Below are 25,725 nucleotides of genomic sequence, written 5' to 3'. Positions count from 1 at the left end.
GAAATGGAGGCGCGTCCCAGAATCGAACTGAGGTAGACGGATTTGCAATCCGCAGCATGGCCACTCTGCCAACGCGCCGTTGAGGTCTAACTGAATAGGTGGCAAATATTAGCATTGGCATGTTTATACGTCAAGAATAAATAGTTTATAATTACAGCAGTCATGAAAGTTATTTAATCTCACTACCCTTTTCGATAATTATTCATCCAAATTTCAACACATAATAGACATAAATATAAAAAAATAAAATTTAGTGATCAGCAAAAATCACTTAGTCTATTACGTTTTAAAAATGGTATTCACTTGCTTACGGATTAACTAAAAAGGCGGTTGATAACGATTGATGACAATACTTCAATTAATGAAGCTAATAACCGTAATTTATCAGAACTGTTTTTACAAGCATTGTCTATCTAATTAATTTTCAGAATAGCGATAGATCCATGTGATACCCTCATAATCTGCGAAGGCACTAGGAAATAAATAAATGCCATTGAATAAAGGAAAGTTAGCATACTTCCATTCTAAATTAAACTCCGGATAAATTTTGACAATGGCGTCATAAAGCAATGTAGTGCAATATAAATGATCTTCATCACGACTAGCTAGTACAAACGGAGCACCTTGTTTAGTTAGTAGTTCTGCAACTATCAATTGTTGTTGATGATCAGATAAAAAATGGGGTCTTGCTATCGCATACTTCTGCGCAAGTGAAGGCGTAGTAAATTCGTCAATTGTTGAAATAATAACTTGATTTGGTAGATTTTCATTATCGCCCGTTGTTGCATGAATTACTCTAACTTCTGGCTCAGTTGCAATAATAAAACCAATATGAGAAAAATCACCGCCGCCTAATTGATTAATCACCACACTATCAATTTGAACACCTTTGCGAAAAATCCAATCCCCTACTTTTATAAGTGAAATAAAGTTAGATTTATCATCTAAAGAATCAGCTGATACCGTTTTTATTACTAAATTAGAACAAAACAGTATAACAATAAAGACAAAATGGCAAAATTTCATGACAATTTAAAAATTAGTTAATCATAATAGAAAAAGGGTAATCATTGATTTACCCTTTTTTATTTTCGTTATTAAACACTAATCTTATGATTTATTTCATATTGATAAGCCATTTACCATCAATCTTTATCAAATCTAAACTAGATTTCTTTTGAGCACCATCTTTAAATGAAACAGTAACTTCAACATGAGCTATTGTTTTATCGGAATTATATTCAGCAGGTGAACTAACGATTTTATCAATTCCGCCATGGTTTTTTGCCATTTTTGCAGATTCATCTAAAACACTCTTAAATTTACTTTTTAATAGTATTTTTATATCAACACCATCTTCTTGCATATCATCAGAAATATACAATAAATCCATAAAGGTATCCATATCAACGCTATAACCAGCTTTTGTAAATTTTTCTCCAACGGCTTCTGGAGAATCATTATTGGTGCAGGCAAAAACCATAAGCGATAACATAAAAATACCCAAAAATTTTACAACTAATTTCATTTTTTTTCCCATTAACAAAATATTAACGACCTAAATCTATCCGAATTCCTTTTCAAGGTAGCATAAATGCATTTTCAACTTTGAAAAGATATAAAATCATACTATGTTATACTTTAATTGAAAAGAAATAAGTCAAATTTTATTAATTATTCATAAGTAATTAGGAATAACATCGTTATACTAAAATTCCATTTTAATACTTGATTTTCTCAGTTTTTAATTGGACTTAATGGTGCTATTCATTTGTATTATTGATAGAAATTGGAGCAACTTGCACTGAAATAACACCAAATTATTTAATAAAAATATGAAATAAATTGATTAAATCAATTCAAAATTTTTCAAAATAGATTGCCAGTTATCATCTAAATCAGCTTTAATCGTGATTGGACACAGCGTTAGAGGGTGAATAATATTAAGAGAACTTGCATGTAACATTAGCCTTTTAATACCAAAGTAAGTAGTAAAAGCTCGATTTTGATGAAGATCACCATGTTTACTATCACCTAAAATAGGATGAAATATATGTTTCATGTGGCGGCGTAATTGATGTTTTCGACCGGTTTGGGGGTTTAATTCCACAAAACTAAATCTTGCTGTATCAAATTTACCAACTTTAATCGGCACTTCGATCCTACTGATCCCCCGATAAAAAGTAATTGCATCTTGTGCGGGTTTATTCGGTGTTGAGAACTTATCGGCAATTTTATCCAGCTCCTCAACTAATGGATAATCAATTATCGCCTCACCTTCAACATAACCCCGAACAATTGCATGATACGTTTTTTCAATTTGTTTAGTTGCAAACTGTTGTGACATTAAGCGAGCGGTTTCACTAGATAAAGCAAACAATAATACCCCTGATGTAGGACGATCTAAGCGATGAATAGGAAACACATGTTGTCCAATCTGATCTCGCAAAGTTTGCATGACAACCGTTGTTTCATGTTTATCTAACCAACTGCGATGCACAAGCCAACCGGATGGCTTGTTAATCGCAATTAAAGCATCATCTTGATAAAGAATTTCGAACATCATTTAGCAAATACTATAAAAACAGTTTTTCAAGTTCACTCGCAATACTGGTACTATTATTGTCACCAATAACATGGTCGGCTTTAGCTTTCACTTCATCATCTGCGTTGCCCATCGCAATACCCAGACCCGCCAACGTCAACATTGAAATATCATTATAGCTATCACCAAATGCGACTATTTCACTAAGATCGATATTTTCGTGTTTAGCCCAATGCATTAAACCATTTCCTTTGGTATTGCCCTTCACGGCGACATCAGCGCGATTCGACCAAGACCATTCGCATGAAAATTGATTAAGTGCTTCAACAGCATCCGAAAATTGTCGTAATGCTGGTAGATCATGACTACTTGTGGCAAATTTGTAAACCGCTCCTGCTTCGTCAATTACCCGGTCGAAGCTATCTACTTTTTTAATCTCAGGTTGTAAAAAAGAAGGCAATGAATTTACCCATTTAAAAAAACCTTCTAAATGATCATCAAGCACTTCATAAGTCATCATTTGGTCAGTGTAAATAAGCGTATGAATACCATATTGATTGACTAAATTAAGTAACGTTTTTGCTTGTTCTTTTGTCATGGGTTTACCGGCAAATGATTGCTGTTTTTCAAAATCATACAGGTAAGATCCATTACAACAAATTGCAGGCGTTGATAATTTAAGTTGATAATAATACGGATAAATAACAGAATGGTGACGACCAGAAACTAAAATAACTTTAACACCTTGGGCACTGATTTTTTCAATCATCGCAACTGTTTCAGGTAAAATTAGACGATTACTGGCAAGTAAAGTACCATCCATATCAAAGGCAACGGCTTTATACTTCATTTTATTCCTCTTTCTATCTTCAAAAAACTATTCCTACACCCTTTTACATCACTCGATTTTGGCTAATTTAACCAATGATTTGGTAACTAATTAGAAAACACTGATGCTTAGTCTACAACCGATTTACCATTCAATTTTTTGACGACCAACAAACGAGTGCGATAACGTTGTACCGTCTACCATTTCAAGTTCCCCACCAACCGGCACGCCATGAGCGATACGGGTTGCCGTTACATTAAACTCTGCACACATTTGAGCAATATAATTGGCGGTTGCATCCCCTTCGACTGTTGGGTTCGTTGCTAAAATAACCTCACTGATCGTTTCTGAAGAGAGTTTATGTTTGAGTAGATCAAGACCAATATCAGTTGGACCAATACCATCTAAAGGAGAAAGATGACCTAACAATACAAAATAACGACCACTGTATTGACCGGTTTGTTCAATAGCAACAATATCTGCTGGGGTTTCAACAACACAGAGTTGCCCGCTACTTTGGCGACGAGCATTGGCACAAATGGTACAAATGGATTGTTCAGTAAAAGTTCGGCACTCCTGGCAATGACCAATATTAATCATCGCTTCATGAAGTACATGAGCCAATTTAATACCGCCTTGTCGATTACGCTGTAATAAATGGAAAGCCATCCGTTGTGCAGATTTGGGACCAACGCCAGGTAAGCAACGTAATGCTTCCATGAGTGATTCTAATAATGGGCTAATTTGCATAAATACGTTTAGTTATCACAATAAATACATTTAGCGTTAATAATACCTCTTTTCAAGCTTTGATTAAACAACAATTACACCGCTTTTAAATTTCAATTCAGGCAAAACGATTTAATAAATCACTCGATTTTAATGTCGATAACCTACACCATGAATGGTTTTAATTAAAACAGGATTCAACGGATCGAGTTCAATTTGTTTACGTAATTTAGAGATATGCTGATCAAGTGTTCGACTATTTGGTGAATAATCATATCCCCATACATAATCAAAAAGCATATCCCTTGTCACAACTTGATTTTGATGTTGATACAGGCAAGATATAATTTTGATTTCTCGAAGTGAAAGTTCAATTACTTGTTGATTACGTTTTGCACATAACTCGATTGGATAAATCGTTAAATCACCAAAATAAAAAAATTCATCGTTTATATGGTTAGCATGTTTTGATTTTAAATAGCGTTTAGCGATGGCTTTGATTCTTGCTCGAAGTTCATGAATGCCAAAAGGCTTACTCATATAGTCATCAGCGCCAAGCTCTAAACCAATAACGCGATCGATTTCTTCATCTTTAGCTGATAAAAAAAGAATCGGTATATCATCATCTAATTTTCGAATCTCACGACAAACACAATACCCATCCATTTCGGGCATCATAATATCTAAAATAATAAAATCAGGTTTATTATGTTTAAACAATTTAAGCGCGGTTTTCCCATTTTCAGCTTGAAGGATGGTATAACCTTCTTGTTGTAAAAGATCCGACATTCCTTTACGAATGTTATGATCATCCTCAGCGATTAAAATCTTCATGCACATGCTCCGTTAAAATTAATGAAAACGCAGTACCCGGATTTTCATTGGTTACCTTGATAGTACCCTGCAATTGCTGCGCTAATTGGTTGGCAATTGTAAGCCCAATTCCTGTTCCCGAAACGCCTTCGGTAATGGATGAATTTATCCGATAAAAGGGTTTAAAAATTTTCTTTAATAGATGCTTAGGGATACCACGACCATAATCCCGCACGGTGATAATAGTCTGTTTATCATTAGTCGTCAGTGATAAATCAACTTTTTTGCCATCTACAGCATATTTTTCAGCATTGCTTAAAAAATTACTTATGATTTGCATCACACTATCTTCATCGGTAAAGATAGTGTGATTTTTATTCGAATTTAACATCAAATTTAGTTGTAAAGATTTTGTTTTAAGAACGGGATTGAAAGTTTGATAAACTCGCTCAATGAGCAACGTTAAATTAACGGCCTTAAAATTCTGTTTAGCTGGCTTATTTAAATTAAGTACATTTTGCACTAAGCGAGTTAATCGCTGACTTTCACTGGTAATCACATCCAAATATTCAGGTACAGGAAAAGGTTCATCGATTAACTGTTCTTTTAACATTTCCGAATAAAGTGTGATATTAGTTAATGGCGTTTTAAACTCATGTGAAACTTGCCCAACAAAGCTAACTTGTTGTTTAGCTAATCGAATCGCTCGTGTATATTCTCGATAAACATAACAAACGATACCAATAACTAACACAATAAACAAAAATAATATTCCACCACCTAACCAATAAAAGGTAATAAAATTTGGTGATGAATAATAATAAGTTAATTGCCAATTTTGTAGTGGATAGTCAAGCATCACATTAATGTCATTGATTGTCGATTGACCATGAACATAGATTTGTTTTGAACCATCATAAAGACTGAAATTATCATTGATAAATTGATCTTCAAATAACCGAATAATATCCAACGCAAATTTTATCGTTGATAGCTCAAATCCCTTGATAATGTTATCCTTTTTAGACCAAAAAATCAGATGATCATAAGACTGATACCAGCCCGAGGTTGGCTGAGATAATTCATTGGAGGAATTGGGATTGATTAAAATTGCATTATCATACTTAATCGACTCAACAAATTTAACCCATTGCAGATCGTTACTATTACTGATATAAACAATGTTATTATGGCGAATTTCGAAAGCATTTTTAATATCTGACTGCGATTGTAACAGATTATCAAACGTACCGACGCCCTTTTCCAAAAGTTGAATTAAGCTAATCAAATAAACGGAACGCTGATTTAACAGCGATTCAATCGATGATTTTATATTCTCCAACCGGCTTTGTGCTAACATTCTTTGCTGATGTTGGCGCATTAAAACTTCATGTTCAATGCTACGCCAACCAAGATAGCTAAGTGCCATTACAAATATTATACAAGAGAGAATCGCTGCTAATTGTTTCATACTTTCGTTATTTTTTAATCACACCCATTCTAGTGTTTTGTTGCTTTTCTGTCATTTCTTTACTATAAACTTTGCCATTTCCACTTTCATTAACTGCATCTGCTGCCATTTTTTTATTCCATTTCATATCATCTTTCACTCTATCCGCATATTCTGGATACATATCAGCAACTGCTTCAAGTCTTTTACTGTTATCCACAAGAATTTTCTGCGCAGCTTTTCGATCGCCTTTATTATAGAGTTCTAATGCTTTAACGCTATTTTCATTCACTTCTTGTATTTCAATCTCAGTAACGACATCTTGGCGCAAGGCTTTTTTTACGGCTTCCAGATTATCGGTATAAGCAAGTTTTACTGATTGTTTTTCTTTTTGAGTTTTCTTATCTAACAAATCATCATACACTAAATCAATTTCCGCTATTGTTTTTTCTTCGCCGACTTTACCTTGTGGTTGCTCGACCTCTAACAAAATATACTTTTCTTGATTAGAATAAATTTGATTCATTGTTACCGTTACTTGATTACCTTTGATTATGCCGTCTCTACCTAATAAACGAACTGGTTTTACCCCATCTTTTAAATAGATATTGATCTTAACATGTTGGGCAACCGTTGACATTACATCCTTGAACTCACGAACAAATACATTTTCAAGATCTAAAGAATCATTAACAAATATATGATTACCATCACTATAACTGGCAATCGATGACATCAATAATTCATTATAATCCTCACCGATACCAAAGGTACTGACAGAAATATTCTTTTTGGCGGCAATAATGGCAAGTTCAGAAAGTTCTTGAACGGATGTCGGACCAATATTCGCCTGCCCGTCCGATAATAAAATAATGCGATTCACATTATCTTTAGACAACTGTTTTTCAACTTGATGGATACCTTTACTTAATCCGGCAAACAACGCTGTGCCACCACCTGCAACAATATTTTCTTTTATTAAACTAATCAGTTTTTGTTTATTGTTAACTTTGGTTGAAGGAATAATCACCCTTGCATCATTATCATAAGCAACAACAGATAAAGTGTCATTCTCATTAAGCATGTTAATGGCAAAGATAGCCGCCTCTTTTGCTTTAACAATACGATCACCTTGCATCGAGCCTGAGCGATCAATCACAATTGCCAAATTAATGGGAACCCGTTTTGCTGAATCAAATTCATGGCCGGTTAACGAAATTTTTAAATAATTCTTCTCTTGGGAATTTTGCATAACAATTGGCGATGCAAGTTCTGAGCGAATTTCAATTTGCTTATTGACTTGTGCATGACTGCATAAACTTAATATTGAAAGCCCAGCTAATAGTACTGTTTTAATTAATTTCATTGTTTTTCCTTATATAAAAAGTTTATGTCATTATATTTATTTGACCCATCAAACTGTCAGATAGTTGTATTTAATTGTAAAAAGTTGTAAAAAATACCATTTTTAGAACGGGAAAATGCCAATTGAATTTTCTTTCATAAAAACAGATCATCTCATCCCTACTTTCAATATATATCAATCAAATGATGAACAATCGACCGATTTTACTGCATTGTTACGGTTTGTTTATTGCAAGCACAAAGAACGAAGGTATATAATACAAAATTAGCCATTCTTAAAAAGAGAATATTTAGAGAACATTTAATATGACTCAGTTACAAGAAAAACTTGCGCTTATCAAAAACAGCATTATCACCATTCCAGACTATCCTAAGCAAGGAATTTTATTTCGTGATATTACCAGTCTGCTTGAAGATCCTATCGCATTTAGAACTTCGGTCGAATTGTTAATCGATCACTATCGAGATAAAAAAATCGATAAAGTTGTCGGTACTGAAGCGCGTGGTTTTATTTTTGCAGCACCAATTGCATTAGCGTTAGGCGTTGGTTTTGTCCCAGTTCGAAAACCGAATAAGTTACCACGTCACGTATTTAAAGAAGAGTATCAACTTGAATACGGAACCGATACACTTGAAATCCATTCAGATGCAATTAAACCGAATGAACGAGTACTGATTATTGATGATTTGCTTGCAACAGGTGGAACAGTTGCTGCAACTGCTAAATTAATTCAAAAAGCAGGTGGCATTGCTGAAGATGCCGCATTTGTTATTAATTTACCGGATCTACATGGTAAAACAAAATTAACCGATCTGGGTATTAACTGTTTTACCCTCGTTGATTTTGCCGGTGAATAATCCTTAATCTAGTGGGGCGATGTTGTCGCCCTACTCATGCTACGAGCTAACTCCCCCTTCACTTTTTGTACATTTTATATATCCACTTTTTTCCATTTAGTACTGATCTCGAACTAACATAACTAACGCTACTCAATAATACTCAATTTAAATCAACCACACGCCTAAAAAAGACGCTCATTAAAAAGTGAATAAAAAATCAACTTAATGCTTGATTTACATTTTAATGTGAATTATTATTCAAAAATATCGCATAATTATTAAATAGGAAATAAATTAAACATGAAAAAATTTAGCCATATCATTGCCAGAACGCCTGCCAAATCCCTGATTCATGGATTAACTTCAGCAAATTTAGGCAAGCCTGATTATCAAAAAGCCTTAGACCAACACAACAACTATATCCGAGCCCTACAGCAATGTGATGTTGATATCACCCTATTACCCGCCGATGAACGTTTTCCTGATTCGGTCTTTGTTGAAGATGTTGCACTGTGTACGCCACATTGTGCCATTATTACCAGACCAGGGGCAGAAAGTAGACGTAACGAAACTGAAATCATCATCGACACCATTGAACGATTTTACCCCAATAAAGTTGAAAAAATTACTGCACCGGGCACGGTTGAAGCTGGTGATATTATGATGGTGGAAGATCACTACTATATCGGATTATCGGCACGTACTAATCAAGAAGGTGCTAATCAAATGATTGCTATATTACAAAAATATGGCTTAACCGGTTCGGTGGTCACACTTGAAAAAGTTCTACATCTAAAAACAGGACTGGCTTATCTGGAAAACAACAATTTATTAGCTGCCGGCGAATTTATTAGCAAACCCGAATTTCAACATCTGAACATTATTGAAATTCCGGAACATGAAAGCTATGCCGCTAACTGTATTTGGGTTAATGATCGGGTCATCATGCCTGCTGGCTACCCAATTACCAAAGCCAAGATCGAAGCTTTAGGCTATCAAGTGATCGAAGTTGATACATCAGAATATCGCAAAGTCGATGGTGGCGTTAGCTGCATGTCATTACGATTTTAATTAAACACTGCCAAAGGCTAATTAAACGCAAGATAAGACAAAATTATGAATACACCTACCCGCACAAAACTAGGCATACTTCCTTTAACCTTACTTGTGGTTGGCAGTATTGTCGGAAGTGGTATTTTTAGTTTACCGCAAAACATGGCTGAAGCGTCTGGTGCTGGCGCTATTTTAATTGCGTGGATCATAACGCTTTTTGGCATGTTAATGCTGACACGAATATTTCAATATCTTTCGATTCGTTTTTATAAAATCAACGACGGGTTATATGGTTATGTCCGTGAAGGCTTTGGTGATTATATAGGATTCAACGCTGCTTGGGGGTATTGGATATCTGCATGGATGTCGTGTGCCAGTTATTTAGTTATCTTATTTAGTGCGTTAGGATCATTTGATTGTTTTAGTTATTTTGGTAATGGCACAACCTTGCCAGCAGTCATCGCCGGACTAATCTTTTTATGGCTGGTAAATGCCCTTGTTTTAAAAGGGATTTATCATGCTTTCTTATTAAATTGCTTAGTCACATTAGCAAAAATTGTTCCGATTGGTCTGTTTATTGTCTGTATTATTCTTGCTTTCAAGGTTTCAACATTCAAAATTGACTTTTGGGGAACGCCACAACTTGGCTCAATTGTGGATCAAATAAAGCATACTATGCTTTATACTGTTTGGGTTTACTTAGGCATCGAAAGCGCAACGGTTTATGCTTCACGAGCCAAAAACATTTTAAGCATAAGCCGGGCAACTTTTTTTGGTTTTGCTATTACCAGTTTATTGCTTATCTGTGTGTCTGTTCTGTCGCTGGGTATTGTTCCTCAACAAGAACTGGCAGCAATGAAAAATCCTTCAATGGCTTTAGTCATAGAGCATGTAGTTGGCAGTTGGGGGGCAACGTTAATTAATATTGGGCTGATTGTTTCGGTAAGTGGTGGATTATTATCCTGGTTAATGCTTGCTGCTGAAATGCTTTTTTTAACGGGGCAAGGCAATAATCATACCGTTGCACGCTGTTTTGGCAAATTAAATAAAAATGGCACGCCTGCCAATGCATTATACCTAACATCAAGCTTGATCAGCCTATTGATTGTTCTCGCATATTTCTACCATTCGGGTTATAACACTTTAATCCAATTATCTACCTCAATGGTACTGATACCCTATTTATTATCAGCACTATTCGTCCTTAAATTAGCCATAAAATCTCGCAAAGTTTACCTGATATTTATTGGGGCTGCGGGGTCAATTTATGGTGCATGGTTAATTTATGCTGGTGGGATGTCTTACTTATTATTATCAATGATATTGTATGCAATTGGGCTAATATTTTACTTATACGCACGCAAGCAACGATGCCTTACGGCTTTCACTTATGTTCATGACAAAATCTATGCAATCGCAATTATAATATTAGCCATTATTGCCGTTATGTATTTTTATGTCATACTGGATTAACTAACATTTGGCGCTATTTTTGGAACAAATAAAAATCTGCTAATAGCGCTCTAAATGCAGGCGAATACTGCCCATCATCACAACGCATACACAGTTGTTGTTCAATGACATGAGCATTAGGCTTTGGAGCAAACGCCATTAATGATAAAGAAAATTCTTTATCTGCCGTGTATTTCACCTGCAATAATTGTTGTAAAAATAGATGGTTTGATTGGCATAATTGCGTAAATTGATCTGCTAAATGATAAGGCAGCACCAAACAGAATAGACCGTCTGGCTTTAATAATCGTTTGACTGAATCAATAAGCTGTATGTAGTTTAAACTTTCTGTATAACGGGCTAATTGCCTTTGACTGCTTCGACAATCCACGGCCGGCTCAAAATAAGGCGGATTGGTTACAATCAAATCATAACCATTGTCACTCTTCACCTGAAAACGATTAATATCACCCTGTATTGTTGATACAGATTTAAAGCCTGCTTGTTGGCAATTTTGTTGACATTGATTGACCGCTTGCGCATCAATATCGATAGCATCAATTTGACAAGCTTGATGCTCAAGGCGTTGTGCAAGCATTAACGCAATCACGCCACAACCACAACCGATATCAAGCACCTTATGAGTTGAAGACAAGATCGGAGCCCATGCCCCTAGTAAACAACTATCAGTGGTAATTTTCATCGGACTTTTGTCATGCGCAACAAAAAAGCGCTTAAACGTAAAGCCCCCTTTTTTTAACGATTGTGATTTATTTTGCATGGATAAATTTTTTAAATAACGGTTTATTCGACGCCACTGCATCCGCCCAGCGTGTAGGTTCAGGTAAACGATAACCACGTAAACACAGATTGACCCACTTCAACGCACTATCTTGACTAATACGATGACCCGATGAAATAAATAACGGATTACAATTATTCTTGCTTTGTAATACCCAACCAATCTGTTGCTGCTTGTCGGTGAGTGGCGTTACTTGACCGGCGACTTTAGGTAATGGATTATGATGACCGCAAAGGCGTTTTTTAGCGACACCAATGGTTGGCATATCTAATAATAAACCAAGATGACTGGCAATACCTAATCGCCTTGGATGCGCAACGCCTTGACCATCAACCAACAATAAATCAGGTTTATGTTCGACCTGCTCCCAAGCAGAAAGTAAAGCAGGATATTCCCGAAAAGATAAATAACCGGGGATATAAGGAAACTCGGTTTTCAATCGCGCGACATGATATTCCACCACATCAAAATCCGGATACGTTAAAATCACAATAGCGGCACGGGTGATTTTGCCTTCATCTTCAAAGCCTACATCGGTACCACCAACTAAAGTGATTGATGTATTAAAATCATCGGTTAGGTTTACTTGTTCAGCTAATTGCTGCTGAGTTAGTTTCAATTGTTCTAAATTAATAGACATTTTCTTTCTGCTGAGTATTATTAACGGCAATAAAATGATTTTACCAGAATTAGTATGCCATATACATTAGCAAATCCGACCGAACTGACAGAAGAAATTAAAAAAAGCCGCTTTATTGTCAATGCAGCGCCCGTTATTAATGCCCAGCAAGCAACGGATTTTATCGATCAAATTAGCGATCCTAACGCAACACATAATTGTTGGGCATGGAAAATTGGTCAACAGTATCGATTTAATGATGATGGCGAACCAACCAGCACCGCAGGGCGTCCGATTCTATCAGCGATTGAAGGACAAGATTGTGATCAAGTTGTGGTCGTTGTAACTCGTTATTTTGGCGGAATCAAACTTGGCACAGGTGGCTTGATACGAGCCTATGGTGGATCTGCAAGTCATTGTCTACAACAAGCAGAATTGATTGAACTTATTGCCCGAATACCTTTGCAATTTCACTGCTATTATAATGAATGGCCAATTATAGAAAATCGCTTAAAAGAACTGGATGCACTGATTGAAAATCAAGATTTTGATGCCATTGGGGTAAACGTCAATATTGCCATAACGCAAGATAAATTGCTTTCACTACAAAAAAGCATCAGTGATATTACTCGTGGTAGAGTGATAATACCAGTATAAATCCTGTTGGTTAATTTCCGTTGGATGTTCACAAAGTCGTAACTGTCACAATTTTTATAATATTGCTAAAGCTTTTTTATAAAAATGGCTTGCTACGAAATTCTTAAATTATCACTGAGCACTACCGATAACTCTATGTTATGAGCAAGTAATAAATAAAGCGATATAGAATGAGTATTTCATCCTTTAGGCTGACTTATCCTTGTGTATACAGGGAACACATAAAATTTAATCCAAATAAAAAACAAATATGCGGTTTATCCCTGTGTATACAGGGAACACCGTGTTTACGTGCAAAAAACTAAAGGCGATTCCGGTTTATCCCTGTGTATACAGGGAACACAACTCCGCCGCAATCACTAAAATCAATTAGTTCGGTTTATCCCTGTGTATACAGGGAACACTTGATTTTCCCCCGACCCATTTTAAAAATGATCGGTTTATCCCTGTGTATACAGGGAACACAACAGTGTCGTTTGGTCTAATACTTTTAATTTCGGTTTATCCCTGTGTATACAGGGAACACTTTCATGAATCATTTTTGCAAATCCTAACGTACGGTTTATCCCTGTGTATACAGGGAACACCTATTTTGAGCGGATACCAACGCACTATTAATCGGTTTATCCCTGTGTATACAGGGAACACATACCCCACAATAATGCCATACACCGTCACCTCGGTTTATCCCTGTGTATACAGGGAACAGAAGTGTACCAAAAAATAACTCAACCCCAAAATCGGTTTATCCCTGTGTATACAGGGAACACATCAGCATTTTGCGCAGTTAGATCGGCATACTCGGTTTATCCCTGTGTATACAGGGAACACCGGATATGACAGTTTGGGAACTGGAAAAAATTCGGTTTATCCCTGTGTATACAGGGAACACCCAACTCATTACAGCCTCGATTTCCGAGGCCTCGGTTTATCCCTGTGTATACAGGGAACACTATTAACCTCGTTAAGGATCCAAAAAAATTGACGGTTTATCCCTGTGTATACAGGGAACACGGGGTTCAGTTGCCGTCTCAACTGGAAAATGCCGGTTTATCCCTGTGTATACAGGGAACACTAATACATTAAATTTTAGTCACATTATACCGACGGTTTATCCCTGTGTATACAGGGAACACTCTAATTATAACTTATTGTTTATTAATTAAAATAGTTAGGTGTAAAATTCTACCGATTTTTTGTTGCTTTTTTAAGCGATTAATTTTAATACGTTATATAAATATAATTTTATATTTATCATATGGTTAACTATGTTTGCTTAATTTTTTTAGCGGTACTCTCTTTGGCAACTTTTCCAATGTACCGAGCAATTTTTGATAACAAGGTAACATGTAACTTTTCGTTGGAAGATATTAATGTACTACTTAATATTAATCTTACTCTTTGCTTTATTTGTTCGGGTCGCTGCTGCTGTCATCACTTTGACTTTGGTCGGCACTCTCGTCCTGCTTGCCTTCTGGCCAGTAATTAACCCGGATAGTCACGTCATAATCCCCTCTGATTTGACCTAAGCACCATTTAATTAAAAACAGACCAATTTTGGGGGCTTCAAACACAAATTTTTCACCATTTAAAACTAACAATGTTTAATCACTCTTCTTTGATTTCTTCATTAAAATCCGATGCCCATCTATATCTGCCACTTTCGCCGGTCATAGTGGTTAATTTTCCGTTACTTGACACCTTATAACTGTGAATCCCAGGAAATGGTTCCCCATTAATTTGTTTTTTAAAATATCCAAATCGTTTATATATTTGTGGGTCTTTGACCCAATCCGGCACATTTTCAAGATGATAAGTAAAATAGACATCCCGCACCGTGCCCCCCCCGACACCGTTAATGGTGTCTTTTGTGCGGTTAATTTTGTCTACCACCACCCGACCAAAACAAAAATTAGTATAACCAATAGCAAATTTTACATATTTTCGCCCTAAATCGGTCAGGTTGTAACGGTACGTTGCTCTGCCGTCAACTTCGCCGGCGTATTCTTCCGTAAAAAAACCTATCCCGGCAAAAAGATGCAAACTGTCATTTTTTAATCGATTATAGTTCGCTTCTTGAGTGCTTGAAGAAAAAGGCAAATCCTGCCCTTTCATATAATAGGTGGTATAGGGATACATTGAGGATGTAATATCACCCACCATCATACATTTTGCTTTATCGCCTGTTGGGTTATTGTAATCGTTAGATTCTTGAATCTTTTCTTTATAAGGATAAGTATCGCACCCCGTTAACAGTAAACAGCTGATAGTGAATATTAAAAGTGTGGTTATATTTGTTTTAATTTGCATGGTGTTATCCTGTTAATCTTTTATATAGTGGTATGACAGTAAGTACGGCGTGCGCTCTTTGGCTTGTTTTGGGGTGTTCGGGTCATCACTTTGACTTTGATCGCCACTCTCGTCCAGCTTGCCTTCTGGCCAGTAATTGACCCTGATAGTCACGTCATAATCCCCTCTGATTTGACCTAAGCACCATTTAATTAAATACAACCCAATCTTTGGTGCTTCAAACACAGATTTTTCACCATTTAAAACTAACAATGTTTAATCACTCTTCTTTGATTTCTCGATTATAATCCGATGCCCATTGATATGTACCGCTGACACCAGTCATAGTTGTTAATTTTCCATTACTTGACACCTTATAACTATGAATCCCGGGAAATGGTTCCCCATTCACTTGTTTTTTAAAATATCGAAATCGTTTATATATTTGTGGATCTTTGACCCAATCCGGCACATTTTCAAGATGATAGGTAAAATAGACATCCCGCACCGTGCCCCCCCCCACCCCGTTAATGGTGTCTTTTGTGCGGTTAATTTTGTCCACTACCACCCGACCAAAACAAAAATTGGTATTACCCAATGCAAATTTTACGTATTTTCGTCCTAAATCGGTCAGGTCGTAACGATACGTTGCCCTGCCGTCAACTTCGCCAGCGTATTCCTCCGTAAAAAAACCTATTCCCGCAAACAGGTGCAAACTACCATTTTTTAATCGATTGAAAATCGCCTTTTGTGTTTCTGGCGAATATGGCAAATCTTGCCCTTGCATATAGTAGGTGGTATACGGGTACATGGATTTTGTCACTCTACCCACCATCATGCATAATGCTTTATCGCCTGTTGGATTATTGTAGTCGTTAGATTCTTGAATATCTTTTTTATAAGGATAAGTATCGCACCCCGTTAACAGTAAACTACTGAAAGTGAATATTAACAGTGTGGTTATATTTGTTTTAATTTGCATGGTATTATCCTGTTTAACTTTTTATATAGTGGTGTGACAATAAGTACGGCGTGCGCTCTTTGGCTTGTTTTGGGGTGTTCGGGTCATCACTTTGACTTTGATCACTACTCTCATCCAACTTGCCTTCTGGCCAGTAATTGACCCTGATAGTCACGTCATAATCCCCTCTGATTTGACCTAAGTTCCATTTGATTAAAAACAGTCCAATTTTTGGTGCTTCAAACACAGATTTTTCACCATTTAAAACTAACAATGTTTAATCACTCTTCTTTGATTTCTTCATTAAAATCCGATGCCCATTGATAAGCACCACTTTCGCCGGTCATGGTTGTTAACTTTCCATTACTTGACACCTTATAACTGTGAATCCCGGGAAATGGTTCCCCATTGACTTGTTTTTTAAAATATCGAAATCGTTTATATATTTGTGGGTCTTTGACCCAATCCGGCACATTTTCAAGATGATAAGTAAAATAGACATCCCGCACCGTGCCCCCCCCCACTCCGTTAATGGTGTCTTTTGTGCGGTTAATTTTGTCTACCACCACCCGACCAAAACAAAAATTGGTTTCACCAAATGCAAATTTTACGTATTTTCGCCCTAAATCGGTCAGGTCGTAACGATACGTCGCTCTGCCGTCAACTTCGCCGGCGTACTCTTCCGTAAAAAAACCTATCCCGGCAAAAAGATGCAAACTGTCATTTTTTAAACGATTATAATTCGCTTTTTGGGTACTCGAAGAAAAAGGCAAATCCTGTCCTTGCATATAGTAGGTGGTATAGGGGTACATGGATTGTGTCACGCTACCCACCATCATACATTTTGCTTTATCGCCTGTTGGGTTATGATTGTCATAAACGTTTTGAATCTTCTCTTTATAAGGATAATTATCGCACCCCGTTAACAAAAAACTGCTGACAGTGAATATTAAAAGTGTGGTTAGACTTGTTTTAATTTGCATAGTGTTATCCTGTTTAACTTTTTATATAGTGGTGTGACAGTAAGTACGGCGTGCGCTCTTTGACTTGTTTTGGGGTGTTCGGGTCATCACTTTGACTTTGGTCGGCATTCTCGTCCTGCTTGCCTTCTGGCCAGTAATTGACCCTGATAGTCACGTCATAATCCCCTCTGATTTGACCTAAGCACCATTTAATTAAAAACAACCCAATTTTTGGCGCTTCGGACTCATCGTTTTTGTCTGATTGTGTGTTATTGGTCGTCGTTGGCATCGGTTGATTATGGGATATCGCCATTAACTGATTCCATAATGACTCTTCTTTAGGGGAGTCTTCCTTACTTTCATCCATTCTATAAAGTTCACCCTCACCAACCGCATTATCCGTTCTTGGGGTAAAAAAGATGGAAGGGGTAATGGTTGAAATGGCTAATGCCCCAAATCCATTTGATATCGCCAACTCCACCGGAGTTTGATCTGGATTGCTTAACGATTTAATTATCACTGTCCCTTCAAACTCGGATTTATCACGATTAAAATCCGGCAAATTCAAGTTCAGCATCAGTTCAGATTTACGCCCCAAAGCCCTTGTAATGCCAATGGTTGTGCTGGCTATATCGTCAAGTAAAGAGGTTTCTGATTCTAAAAGACAACGCCCATTTCTGACCGCTAAATAGTAATCCTGATCCGACAGTAACATACATTTTGGCGTCGGTAAGTAATACGGTGGGTATTTGGATTCTCGAAAGTCAAAGTTGCCCAGCATACAGCGGTTTAGCCATTTACTGAATTCATCCCAGTCATCGCCGTTATCGTAATAAATGGCATTGATAATTATAATACCGACCGTTACGATGATAAATAAAATCTGTCCCCACAGTGGAATACAGTTACTAAATGCTGCAAAGCTTAATATCAAACTCAGTACACCGGTTACACAAATGACGCCGGAACCGGTATTCCCTTCATTAAAACTTTTGATTGCTTGAGCAAGCGATAAAGCACTGTCAATCACATTAACCACATTGGCAACCCCTTTTAGAACATTTAGCGCTTTGTCGATCTGTGCTAATCTTGATACTCGCTCCATAAATAATGAGGACGATGATTTTCGCAACGCAACGCTCAATAATTTTGTGACTTCTAATATTATTTCGGTGGTGGATACGATTAAGGCGGTATAATTTGCCAATACGCGAAATTTCATGATCGCTTTTGATGCCGGATCTTGTATTTTATCTAACTGATTAATCATATCCTTTAAACTGGTTGCCTGAAAATATAAACCGATACTTCCCAGTACAAAACTTTTCGAGGTATCGTAAATTTCCATATATCGTTTTTGTCGGGGTAACGTTTCAGATAAATAGTTAATTTCATTTGCGTCCAGTGTGACACCATTGACTTCTATGATATTGGGCGTGATATTCTTTAATACCCCCTGAGAAAGCCCCCCTTTTTGTGTGAAACCCTTTTCAAATTCTTGCAGACGTTGCTGATTTTCAAACGCAACCAGCATATTTATTTCAACCACTTCTTTGCCTATTGACTTGTTACCATTTTGTTGAATATGCCAACGGTCCTTATTTTGTGACTGGACTAAATTGATGACGGTCCCTTTATTCGTGGTCATTTGTGTGTTGTTGAAAAATGGCATTAATTCATGATTTTTTTTCAAATATTGGTTTAATCCATTTATTGACATTCGAACTTTGTATTGACGTATTTTTTCAGGTCCGTTTAATTTAAACAGGCCAATTATATCAAAATACTGCGTTTGTAATTTTATCTGATTGATTTTTACATTATTCTGCATCGCTCTGGTTGCCCCATCAACACTTGAGTTAATGAGCTTTTCAACTATCAGGCTACCGATATCCAGATTGACTTTAAAATCTAAACCCATAATACTTTTGGTTGTGTTGAAAATGACTTTAGGGGTTAACCCCATATCGGAAAGTGTTGATTCATCTTTGTTATTCATTTTAGCAAGATATTGAATAACAGACAGGTTTGAACCTTGTTGTGAAGATTCGTCCTCTTTTTGGGAACTGTTATCGGTATTTTTTTGTGATTTTTCACCAAACAGATAAAAATAGATCGACTCTTCATTATTGAGTAGCATGCCCCAAAATGCGGAATGTTCCGGTAGTGTCAAGGTACCTAAACTGGCACTATCGATTATCAGTAAAAACGTGAAAAAGAAGTTAATATGCATATCCGATAAATCAGGCAAAAGTTCGTTGCGCCAAAAAGGAAGTTGATTGTAACGGCTTGGTAAAGTCACGCTGATTTTATTGGCTGTTTCGCCCTGATTTTCTATCTGAAAATGAGTTGAACTTTCTCCAAATAACCACATTAAGTAGTTATAATAGTCCTTCGAAGCATTCGACACAAATGTGGTTAAGGATTCTTTACCCGCTTTTTCTAACGCTTCAAAATTGTCTAACGAAGGTTGATTCAGGCGTTTTTTACGTTTATCCCAGTCACTATTGAGTATTTTGTCAGCATAAGCTCCTTTTGCTTTTTCAAGATTGTAAAAATGAACTACTTTAACACTATCAATTCTTTTCAATCGGGATGATTTACTGCCATTGTTCTTTTTGTACAGTGCCAGTAACTCTTGTTGTTGCTCCGGGGTTAATTTATATTCTTTATACTCACCTAATCCATATTGAGGTAGTCGCTTATCTTCAAGCCCGAGCACGCTTAAATGACGACAATACATATAACCAAAATGTGCAAGATGGTCTTTTCTATTCGACTCGTCTCGACTCACACCTAATTGTTTTGCTAATAGCGCTTCACCGACCGCATCCAATACTCGAATCTTATCAATCTCATTAAGCTCAGACATTTTTTTTCGATCTGTTGCATAATAGTTTAAGATATTATTTTGCTTTATAAAACTTAAATTTCTTTCTCTTTTTGTTACATCATTGACCGTATATATCTTGTCTTCTTCAATACTTGAATCATAATTATGCGCTGAATCATAAAATAAAAACAGATAACTTTCATTTATATCAGATTTTGAAACCGGTGAACGTAACAGTGCTTTATACTGCTCGATTTGTTGATATTGACGACGCGCATAATTAAATTCAGGTTTAAAGTAGCTTATTGGATAGCTTTTTATGGTTGCTTTTTCATTTTTAAAATGGGCCGCTAACTGGTCTCGACCATGTCTGGATTGCATGGCTATTGCTAAAGGATGATTAGTGGCGTGCCGTTCAGTTTCATAAATTACATCGTGGGTGCCTGTTCGAACTAATTGATGAAACTGTTTCGCTTCTTTTTCGTAATTTTGATTCGGTGTAACCTGATTCATCAATCCTTCAACCACCGGGGTTAATTTTTGCCGCCTTTGAATTGACAGCTCTTCAGCCAGACCTAACGGGTCTTCTACAACCAGTGCGGATATCTCTCCTTGATAATGGACATTGGAGTTGTAATTTTTTATTGTATTTTTCAAGGCTTCAGATGCTGCATTTGAATTTAACGAATTAAAATGGCTTGCTGTATAAAATAGCCAAAGATAAGATTCGTTAAATCCATTAGCCATTAAATGAAGATAGGTGGACAATGAATACTTCATTTTGCCAAAAATACCTTTTCTGACCGAATCAATAAACGATTGAATTTTTTTTGCTTGTGACCCCAATGGTGAAGCTTTTTGGCTATGAGCCTTTCTTCCTTTCTCTTCAAAATAATCTTTTACAAACTGATTATCACATTCCATCTCTAATAAATATCGACTTTTAAACATAAAGTCATTGAAGGGAAAACTTCGTCCTTGAGGTGAAATATTCAGCGCCTTTTCTTGTGTCAAATCGACTTCGCTGAAGCGTTGTAACCGTTCTTCTTTATTTTTTCGATAATGTTTTACCGTGGCTAGCTTCCAACGTACCGATGAGTAAGCGACCCATGCTTTGTCATATACACGGTTGTCTATAGTAATAAACATCCCTTTTACATTGTGATTATCTTCAATACAACTGAGGGGGATCTCTTTGGGTCTTGAGCCTTTTACATCACGAAACTCACGTAATCGCATCGCACCTGAATAGGTCACTTCATAGACCATGATTTCAAGCTTGCTGTCGTCTTGATTTCCGATTGGATTGCATAAAATATATACATACCCTTCACGTAATGATCGGTAGACATACTTATATTCTTTCCATTCTTCTTCCGGCTCTCTGTCCCCTAGCGAAACCATGCCTTGTGACCAATTAATGTCTTTTCTAAACTTGATGGGAACAATCGATTTTCGCACTAAAAAAATCGGAAAACCCTTCCGTTGACAAACACCACATTGACCATTACTTAACACCAACGCTTTTTTATTCGCTTCGTTAACTAATTCGGGATTAAAACTTTCTTCCTGAGGATTTTCTAATCCTTCTATTTTATTTTTTTCTTGATTTTCTTGGTGATTCATTTTTACCGTGCTAATTACATCTTAGTCCGTATACAAACATTACTCTTCTTTGATTTCTTCATTAAAATCCGATGCCCATCTAGATCTGCCACTTTCGCCGGTCATGGTTGTTAATTTTCCATTGCTTGACACCTTATAACTGTGAATCCCGGGAAATGGTTCCCCATTAACTTGTTCTTTAAAATATCGAAATCGTTTATATATTTGTGGATCTTTGACCCAGTCCGGCACATTTTCAAGATGATAAGTAAAATAGACATCCCGCACCGTGCCCCCCCCCGACCCCGTTAATGGTGTCTTTTGTGCGGTTAATTTTGTCCACCACCACCCGACCAAAACAAAAATTGGTTTCACCAAATGCAAATTTTACGTATTTTCGCCCTAAATCAGTCAGGTCGTAACGGTACGTTGCTCTACCGTCAACTTCACCGGCGTATTCCTCCGTAAAAAAACCTATCCCGGCAAAAAGGTGTAAACCATCATTTTTTGCTCGATTATTAAATGCTTTTCTTCTTTCCTGTGCAAACGGTAGATCTTGTCCTTCTATATAATAGGTAGTATACGGGTACATGGATTTTGTCACGCTACCCACCATCATGCATAATGCTTTATCGCCCGTTGGGTTATGGTTATCATAAACTTCTTGAATCTTTTCTTTATAAGGATAAGTATCGCACCCCGTTAACAGTAAACTGCTGACAGTGAATATTAAAAGTGCGGTTATACTAGTCTTAATTTGCATGGTGTTATCCTGTTTAATATTTTATATAGTGGTGTGACAGTAAGTACGGCGTGCGCTCTTTGGCTTGTTTTGGTGTGTTTGGGTCGCTACTGCTGTCATCGCTTTGACTTTGGTCGGCACTCTCATCCAGCTTGCCTTCTGGCCAGTAATTGACCCTGATAGTCACGTCATAATCCCCTCTGATTTGACCTAAGCACCATTTAATTAAATACAACCCAACCTTTGGCGCTTCAAACACAGATTTTTCACCATTTAAAACTAACAATATTTAATCACTCTTCTTTGATTTCTCGATTAAAATCCGATGCCCATCTATATCTGCCACTTTCGCCGGTCATGGTGGTTAATTTTCCATTACTTGACACCTTATAACTGTGAATCCCGGGAAATGGTTCCCCATTGACTTGTTCTTTAAAATATCGAAATCGTTTATATATTTGTGGATCTTTCACCCAATCCGGCACATTTTCAAGATGATAGGTAAAATAGACATCCCGCACCGTGCCCCCCCCGACCCCGTTAATGGTGTCTTTTGTACGGTTAATTTTGTCTACCACCACCCGACCAAAACAAAAATTGGTTTCACCAAATGACCAGTCAACGTATTTTCGCCCTAAATCGGTCAGGTCGTAACGGTACGTTGCTCTGCCGTCAACTTCGCCAGCATACTCTTCCGTAAAAAAACCTATCCCGGCAAAAAGATGCAAACTGTCATTTTTTAAACGATTATTAAATGCTTTTCTTCTTTCCTGTGCAAACGGTAGATCTTGTCCTTCTATATAATAGGTGGTATAGGGGTACATGGATTTTGTCACGCTACCCACCATCATACATTTTGCTTTATAGCCTGTTGGGTTATTGTAATCATTAGATTCTTGAATCTTTTCTTTATACGGATAAGTATCGCACCCCGTTAACATTAAACTGCTGACAGTGAATATTAAAAGTGTGGTTATACTTGTTTTAGTTTCCATAGTATTATCCTGTTTAACTTTTTATATAGTGGTGTGACAGTAAGTACGGTGTACGCTCTTTGGCTTGTTTTGGGGTGTTCGGGTCATCACTTTGACTTTGGTCGGCACTCTCGTCCAGCTTGCCTTCTGGCCAGTAATTGACCCTGATAGTCACGTCATAATCCCCTCTGATTTGACCTAAGCACCATTTAATTAAATACAACCCAACCTTTAGTGCTTCATACACAGATTTTTCACCATTTAAAACTAACAATGTTTAATTACTCTTCTTTGATTTCTTCATTAAAATCCGATGCCCATTTATATGTACCGCTAACACAAGTCATTGTTGTTAATTTTCCACTACCAGACACCTTATAACTGTGAATTCCGGGAAATGGCTCCCCATTAACTTGTTTTTTAAAATATCGAAATCGTTTATATATTTGTGGATCTTTGACCCAATCCGGCACATTTTCAAGGTGATAAGTAAAATAGACATCCCGCACCGTGCCCCCCCCGACCCCGTTAATGGTGTCTTTTGTGCGGTTAATTTTGTCTACCACCACCCGACCAAAACAAAAATTGGTTTCACCAAATGACCAGTCAACGTATTTTCGCCCTAAATCGGTCAGGTCGTAACGATACGTCGCTCTGCCGTCAACTTCGCCAGCATACTCTTCCGTAAAAAAACCTATCCCGGCAAACAGGTGCAAACCATCATTTTTTGCTCGATTATTAAATGCTTTTCTTCTTTCCTGTGCAAACGGTAGATCTTGTCCTTCCATATAATAAGTGGTATACGGGTACATGGATTTTGTCACGCTACCCACCATCATACATAATGCTTTATCGCCTGTTGGATTATTGTAGTCGTTAGATTCTTGAATATCTTTTTTATAAGGATAAGTATCGCACCCCGTTAACAGTAAACTACTGAAAGTGAATATTAACAGTGTGGTTATATTTGTTTTAATTTGCATGGTGTTATCCTGTTTAACTTTTTATATAGTGGTGTGACAGTAAGTACGGCGTGCGCTCTTTGACTTGTTTTGGGGTGTTCGGGTCATCACTTTGACTTTGATCGCCACTCTCGTCCAGCTTGCCTTCTGGCCAGTAATTGACCCTAATGGTGACATCATAATTCCCTCTGATTTGACCTAAGCACCATTTAATTAAAAACAGCCCAATCTTTGGCGCTTCGGACTTGTCACTTTTGTCTGATTGTGCGCTGTCGGTCGTCGTTGGCATTGGTTGATTATGGGATATCGCCATTAACTGATTCCATAATGACTCTTCTTTTGGGGATTGTACTTGAGTTTTATCCATATTATAAAGTTCATCTTCACCAACCGCATTATCCGTTCTTGGGGTAAAAAAGATGGAAGGGGTAATGGTTGAAATTTTAAGCCACTTTAATCCATCAGATATCGCCAATTCCACCGGAGTTTGATCTGGATTGCTTAACGATTTAATTATCACTGTCCCTTCAAACTCGGATTTATCACGATTAAAATCCGGCAAATTCAAGGTCAGCATCAGATCAGATTTACGCCCCAAAGCCCTTGTAATGCCAATGGTTGTGCTGGCTATATCGTCAAGTAAAGAGGTTTCTGATTCTAAAAGACAACGCCCATTTCTGACCGCTAAATAGTAATCCTGATCCGACAGTAACATACATTTTGGCGTCGGTAAGTAATACGGTGGGTATTTGGATTCTCGAAAGTCAAAGTTGCCCAGCATACAGCGGTTTAGCCATTTACTGAATTCATCCCAGTCATCGCCGTTATCGTAATAAATGGCATTGATAATTATAATACCGACCGTTGCGATGATAAATAAAATCTGTCCCCACACTGGAATACAGTTACTAAATGCGGCAAAGCTTAATATCAAACTCAGTACACCGGTTACACAAATGACGCCGGAACCGGTATTCCCTTCATTAAAACTTTTGATTGCTTGAGCAAGCGATAACGCACTGTCAATCACATTAACCACATTGGCAACCCCTTTTAGAACATTTAGCGCTTTGTCGATCTGTGCTAATCTTGATACTCGCTCCATAAATAATGAGGACGATGATTTTCGCAACGCAACGCTCAATAATTTTGTGACTTCTAATATTATTTCGGTGGTGGATACGATTAAGGCGGTATAATTTGCCAATACGCGAAATTTCATGATCGCTTTTGATGCCGGATC

Annotated in this window: 28 protein-coding genes, 1 tRNA gene and 1 CRISPR repeat array; of the genes, 4 read left to right on the top strand and 25 right to left on the bottom strand. The window is 37.0% G+C overall.

The features are described from left to right. Window positions 1-4 precede the first annotated feature (4 nt). From A9G10_RS00180 to A9G10_RS00140, 9 genes are all read right to left on the bottom strand, one after another. Window positions 5-78: transfer RNA gene (locus A9G10_RS00180), tRNA-Cys, on the bottom strand. Window positions 79-417: 339 nt separating this feature from the next. Then, on the bottom strand, window positions 418-1,026 hold the full coding sequence (locus A9G10_RS00175; RefSeq protein WP_065557690.1) for a YiiX/YebB-like N1pC/P60 family cysteine hydrolase: 609 nt from the start codon (window positions 1,024-1,026) through the stop codon (window positions 418-420). Between the two features lie 91 nt (window positions 1,027-1,117). Next, a complete protein-coding gene (locus A9G10_RS00170) occupies window positions 1,118-1,528 on the bottom strand; it encodes a DUF4878 domain-containing protein (protein WP_179855791.1) in 411 nt (136 codons plus the stop codon). Window positions 1,529-1,849: 321 nt separating this feature from the next. Next, window positions 1,850-2,563 carry a tRNA pseudouridine(65) synthase TruC gene (gene truC, locus A9G10_RS00165; protein WP_081298950.1) on the bottom strand — a complete coding sequence of 238 codons (714 nt, stop codon included), beginning with the start codon at window positions 2,561-2,563 and terminating at the stop codon, window positions 1,850-1,852. A gap of 13 nt (window positions 2,564-2,576) precedes the next feature. Further along, window positions 2,577-3,395 carry a pyridoxal phosphatase gene (locus A9G10_RS00160; RefSeq protein WP_065557687.1) on the bottom strand — a complete coding sequence of 273 codons (819 nt, stop codon included), beginning with the start codon at window positions 3,393-3,395 and terminating at the stop codon, window positions 2,577-2,579. A 123-nt stretch (window positions 3,396-3,518) separates the two neighbouring features. Next, the gene (gene recR / locus A9G10_RS00155) at window positions 3,519-4,124 is read right to left on the bottom strand and encodes a recombination mediator RecR (protein ID WP_065557686.1); all 606 of its coding nucleotides are present in this window, start codon (window positions 4,122-4,124) and stop codon (window positions 3,519-3,521) included. A gap of 129 nt (window positions 4,125-4,253) precedes the next feature. Further along, window positions 4,254-4,937: a response regulator transcription factor gene (locus tag A9G10_RS00150; protein ID WP_065557685.1), complete on the bottom strand. Its 684-nt coding sequence runs from the start codon at window positions 4,935-4,937 to the stop codon at window positions 4,254-4,256. Next, window positions 4,918-6,387 carry a sensor histidine kinase gene (locus A9G10_RS12860; protein ID WP_065557684.1) on the bottom strand — a complete coding sequence of 490 codons (1,470 nt, stop codon included), beginning with the start codon at window positions 6,385-6,387 and terminating at the stop codon, window positions 4,918-4,920. The genes A9G10_RS00150 and A9G10_RS12860 overlap by 20 nt, the downstream gene beginning before the upstream one ends. Window positions 6,388-6,394: 7 nt before the next feature. Then, window positions 6,395-7,732 carry a vWA domain-containing protein gene (locus tag A9G10_RS00140; RefSeq protein WP_065557683.1) on the bottom strand — a complete coding sequence of 446 codons (1,338 nt, stop codon included), beginning with the start codon at window positions 7,730-7,732 and terminating at the stop codon, window positions 6,395-6,397. A gap of 305 nt (window positions 7,733-8,037) precedes the next feature. Between A9G10_RS00140 and apt the strand changes: the two genes are divergently transcribed. The 3 genes from apt to A9G10_RS00125 all read left to right on the top strand — a co-directional run bounded on the left by apt (window position 8,038) and on the right by A9G10_RS00125 (window position 11,097). After that, window positions 8,038-8,589 (top strand): adenine phosphoribosyltransferase, encoded by a 552-nt coding sequence (gene apt, locus A9G10_RS00135; RefSeq protein WP_065557682.1) that lies wholly within the window; start codon window positions 8,038-8,040, stop codon window positions 8,587-8,589. A gap of 282 nt (window positions 8,590-8,871) precedes the next feature. Then, the gene (ddaH, locus tag A9G10_RS00130; protein WP_065557681.1) at window positions 8,872-9,642 is read left to right on the top strand and encodes a dimethylargininase; all 771 of its coding nucleotides are present in this window, start codon (window positions 8,872-8,874) and stop codon (window positions 9,640-9,642) included. Between the two features lie 45 nt (window positions 9,643-9,687). Beyond that, window positions 9,688-11,097: a basic amino acid/polyamine antiporter gene (locus tag A9G10_RS00125; RefSeq protein WP_065557680.1), complete on the top strand. Its 1,410-nt coding sequence runs from the start codon at window positions 9,688-9,690 to the stop codon at window positions 11,095-11,097. A 13-nt stretch (window positions 11,098-11,110) separates the two neighbouring features. On the opposite strand, the gene A9G10_RS00120 is transcribed toward A9G10_RS00125, so the two are convergent. Together A9G10_RS00120 and nfi are read right to left on the bottom strand one after the other, a co-directional pair. Beyond that, window positions 11,111-11,857: a tRNA1(Val) (adenine(37)-N6)-methyltransferase gene (locus A9G10_RS00120; protein ID WP_065557679.1), complete on the bottom strand. Its 747-nt coding sequence runs from the start codon at window positions 11,855-11,857 to the stop codon at window positions 11,111-11,113. Next, the gene (nfi, locus tag A9G10_RS00115) at window positions 11,847-12,518 is read right to left on the bottom strand and encodes a deoxyribonuclease V (protein WP_065557678.1); all 672 of its coding nucleotides are present in this window, start codon (window positions 12,516-12,518) and stop codon (window positions 11,847-11,849) included. The genes A9G10_RS00120 and nfi overlap by 11 nt, the downstream gene beginning before the upstream one ends. Before the next feature lie 54 nt (window positions 12,519-12,572). On the opposite strand from nfi, the gene A9G10_RS00110 reads away from it, so the two are divergent. Then, entirely contained in the window at window positions 12,573-13,154 is a 582-nt protein-coding gene (locus A9G10_RS00110; RefSeq protein WP_065557677.1) for an IMPACT family protein, read from the top strand. Window positions 13,155-13,346: 192 nt separating this feature from the next. Beyond that, window positions 13,347-14,290: direct repeats of the CRISPR family, unit length 29 nt; unit sequence CGGTTTATCCCTGTGTATACAGGGAACAC. A 270-nt stretch (window positions 14,291-14,560) separates the two neighbouring features. On the opposite strand, the gene A9G10_RS00105 is transcribed toward A9G10_RS00110, so the two are convergent. The 14 genes from A9G10_RS00105 to A9G10_RS12655 form a co-directional block, all read right to left on the bottom strand. Continuing rightward, window positions 14,561-14,755 carry a hypothetical protein gene (locus A9G10_RS00105; protein ID WP_065557676.1) on the bottom strand — a complete coding sequence of 65 codons (195 nt, stop codon included), beginning with the start codon at window positions 14,753-14,755 and terminating at the stop codon, window positions 14,561-14,563. 7 nt (window positions 14,756-14,762) lie between these two features. Further along, a complete protein-coding gene (locus A9G10_RS00100) occupies window positions 14,763-15,464 on the bottom strand; it encodes a hypothetical protein (RefSeq protein ID WP_065557675.1) in 702 nt (233 codons plus the stop codon). A gap of 12 nt (window positions 15,465-15,476) precedes the next feature. After that, entirely contained in the window at window positions 15,477-15,716 is a 240-nt protein-coding gene (locus A9G10_RS00095) for a hypothetical protein (RefSeq protein WP_065557674.1), read from the bottom strand. Window positions 15,717-15,723: 7 nt separating this feature from the next. Further along, entirely contained in the window at window positions 15,724-16,425 is a 702-nt protein-coding gene (locus A9G10_RS00090; protein WP_065557673.1) for a hypothetical protein, read from the bottom strand. Window positions 16,426-16,438: 13 nt separating this feature from the next. Further along, on the bottom strand, window positions 16,439-16,678 hold the full coding sequence (locus A9G10_RS00085) for a hypothetical protein (protein ID WP_065557672.1): 240 nt from the start codon (window positions 16,676-16,678) through the stop codon (window positions 16,439-16,441). Window positions 16,679-16,685: 7 nt separating this feature from the next. Further along, window positions 16,686-17,387: a hypothetical protein gene (locus tag A9G10_RS00080; protein ID WP_065557671.1), complete on the bottom strand. Its 702-nt coding sequence runs from the start codon at window positions 17,385-17,387 to the stop codon at window positions 16,686-16,688. 13 nt (window positions 17,388-17,400) lie between these two features. Further along, a complete protein-coding gene (locus A9G10_RS00075; protein ID WP_065557670.1) occupies window positions 17,401-21,825 on the bottom strand; it encodes a toxin VasX in 4,425 nt (1,474 codons plus the stop codon). 39 nt (window positions 21,826-21,864) lie between these two features. Then, a complete protein-coding gene (locus tag A9G10_RS00070; protein WP_143425906.1) occupies window positions 21,865-22,092 on the bottom strand; it encodes a hypothetical protein in 228 nt (75 codons plus the stop codon). Then, the gene (locus tag A9G10_RS00065) at window positions 22,061-22,567 is read right to left on the bottom strand and encodes a hypothetical protein (RefSeq protein ID WP_065557668.1); all 507 of its coding nucleotides are present in this window, start codon (window positions 22,565-22,567) and stop codon (window positions 22,061-22,063) included. The genes A9G10_RS00070 and A9G10_RS00065 overlap by 32 nt, the downstream gene beginning before the upstream one ends. A gap of 13 nt (window positions 22,568-22,580) precedes the next feature. After that, entirely contained in the window at window positions 22,581-22,832 is a 252-nt protein-coding gene (locus A9G10_RS00060) for a hypothetical protein (protein ID WP_065557667.1), read from the bottom strand. A 7-nt stretch (window positions 22,833-22,839) separates the two neighbouring features. Beyond that, window positions 22,840-23,541, bottom strand: coding sequence for a hypothetical protein (locus A9G10_RS00055; protein ID WP_065557666.1), 702 nt, complete (start codon window positions 23,539-23,541; stop codon window positions 22,840-22,842). Window positions 23,542-23,554: 13 nt separating this feature from the next. Then, on the bottom strand, window positions 23,555-23,794 hold the full coding sequence (locus tag A9G10_RS00050) for a hypothetical protein (RefSeq protein WP_143425905.1): 240 nt from the start codon (window positions 23,792-23,794) through the stop codon (window positions 23,555-23,557). 7 nt (window positions 23,795-23,801) lie between these two features. Continuing rightward, the gene (locus A9G10_RS00045; protein ID WP_065557664.1) at window positions 23,802-24,503 is read right to left on the bottom strand and encodes a hypothetical protein; all 702 of its coding nucleotides are present in this window, start codon (window positions 24,501-24,503) and stop codon (window positions 23,802-23,804) included. Between the two features lie 13 nt (window positions 24,504-24,516). Further along, window positions 24,517-25,725, bottom strand: a 1,209-nt coding sequence (locus A9G10_RS12655) for a hypothetical protein (protein WP_218837293.1), incomplete at its 5' end; no start/stop codon positions are given.

Source organism: Gilliamella sp. wkB308, assembly GCF_001690185.1.
In the GTDB taxonomy this organism is placed as follows: domain Bacteria; phylum Pseudomonadota; class Gammaproteobacteria; order Enterobacterales; family Orbaceae; genus Gilliamella; species Gilliamella apicola_I.
Note: the sequence above shows the minus strand (reverse complement) of the source record. Positions and strands in the feature narration are given on the sequence as shown.

Excerpts from the sequence above, each read along its gene's own strand:
- A9G10_RS00175 (WP_065557690.1), bottom strand. The coding sequence starts at position 1,026 with ATGAAATTTTGCCATTTTGTCTTTATTGTTATACTGTTTTGTTCTAAT.
- A9G10_RS00170 (WP_179855791.1), bottom strand. The coding sequence starts at position 1,528 with ATGAAATTAGTTGTAAAATTTTTGGGTATTTTTATGTTATCGCTTATG.
- truC (WP_081298950.1), bottom strand. The coding sequence starts at position 2,563 with ATGTTCGAAATTCTTTATCAAGATGATGCTTTAATTGCGATTAACAAG.
- A9G10_RS00160 (WP_065557687.1), bottom strand. The coding sequence starts at position 3,395 with ATGAAGTATAAAGCCGTTGCCTTTGATATGGATGGTACTTTACTTGCC.
- recR (WP_065557686.1), bottom strand. The coding sequence starts at position 4,124 with ATGCAAATTAGCCCATTATTAGAATCACTCATGGAAGCATTACGTTGC.
- A9G10_RS00150 (WP_065557685.1), bottom strand. The coding sequence starts at position 4,937 with ATGAAGATTTTAATCGCTGAGGATGATCATAACATTCGTAAAGGAATG.
- A9G10_RS12860 (WP_065557684.1), bottom strand. The coding sequence starts at position 6,387 with ATGAAACAATTAGCAGCGATTCTCTCTTGTATAATATTTGTAATGGCA.
- A9G10_RS00140 (WP_065557683.1), bottom strand. The coding sequence starts at position 7,732 with ATGAAATTAATTAAAACAGTACTATTAGCTGGGCTTTCAATATTAAGT.
- apt (WP_065557682.1), top strand. The coding sequence starts at position 8,038 with ATGACTCAGTTACAAGAAAAACTTGCGCTTATCAAAAACAGCATTATC.
- ddaH (WP_065557681.1), top strand. The coding sequence starts at position 8,872 with ATGAAAAAATTTAGCCATATCATTGCCAGAACGCCTGCCAAATCCCTG.
- A9G10_RS00125 (WP_065557680.1), top strand. The coding sequence starts at position 9,688 with ATGAATACACCTACCCGCACAAAACTAGGCATACTTCCTTTAACCTTA.
- A9G10_RS00120 (WP_065557679.1), bottom strand. The coding sequence starts at position 11,857 with ATGCAAAATAAATCACAATCGTTAAAAAAAGGGGGCTTTACGTTTAAG.
- nfi (WP_065557678.1), bottom strand. The coding sequence starts at position 12,518 with ATGTCTATTAATTTAGAACAATTGAAACTAACTCAGCAGCAATTAGCT.
- A9G10_RS00110 (WP_065557677.1), top strand. The coding sequence starts at position 12,573 with ATGCCATATACATTAGCAAATCCGACCGAACTGACAGAAGAAATTAAA.
- A9G10_RS00100 (WP_065557675.1), bottom strand. The coding sequence starts at position 15,464 with ATGCAAATTAAAACAAATATAACCACACTTTTAATATTCACTATCAGC.
- A9G10_RS00090 (WP_065557673.1), bottom strand. The coding sequence starts at position 16,425 with ATGCAAATTAAAACAAATATAACCACACTGTTAATATTCACTTTCAGT.
- A9G10_RS00080 (WP_065557671.1), bottom strand. The coding sequence starts at position 17,387 with ATGCAAATTAAAACAAGTCTAACCACACTTTTAATATTCACTGTCAGC.
- A9G10_RS00075 (WP_065557670.1), bottom strand. The coding sequence starts at position 21,825 with ATGAATCACCAAGAAAATCAAGAAAAAAATAAAATAGAAGGATTAGAA.
- A9G10_RS00065 (WP_065557668.1), bottom strand. The coding sequence starts at position 22,567 with ATGCAAATTAAGACTAGTATAACCGCACTTTTAATATTCACTGTCAGC.
- A9G10_RS00055 (WP_065557666.1), bottom strand. The coding sequence starts at position 23,541 with ATGGAAACTAAAACAAGTATAACCACACTTTTAATATTCACTGTCAGC.
- A9G10_RS00045 (WP_065557664.1), bottom strand. The coding sequence starts at position 24,503 with ATGCAAATTAAAACAAATATAACCACACTGTTAATATTCACTTTCAGT.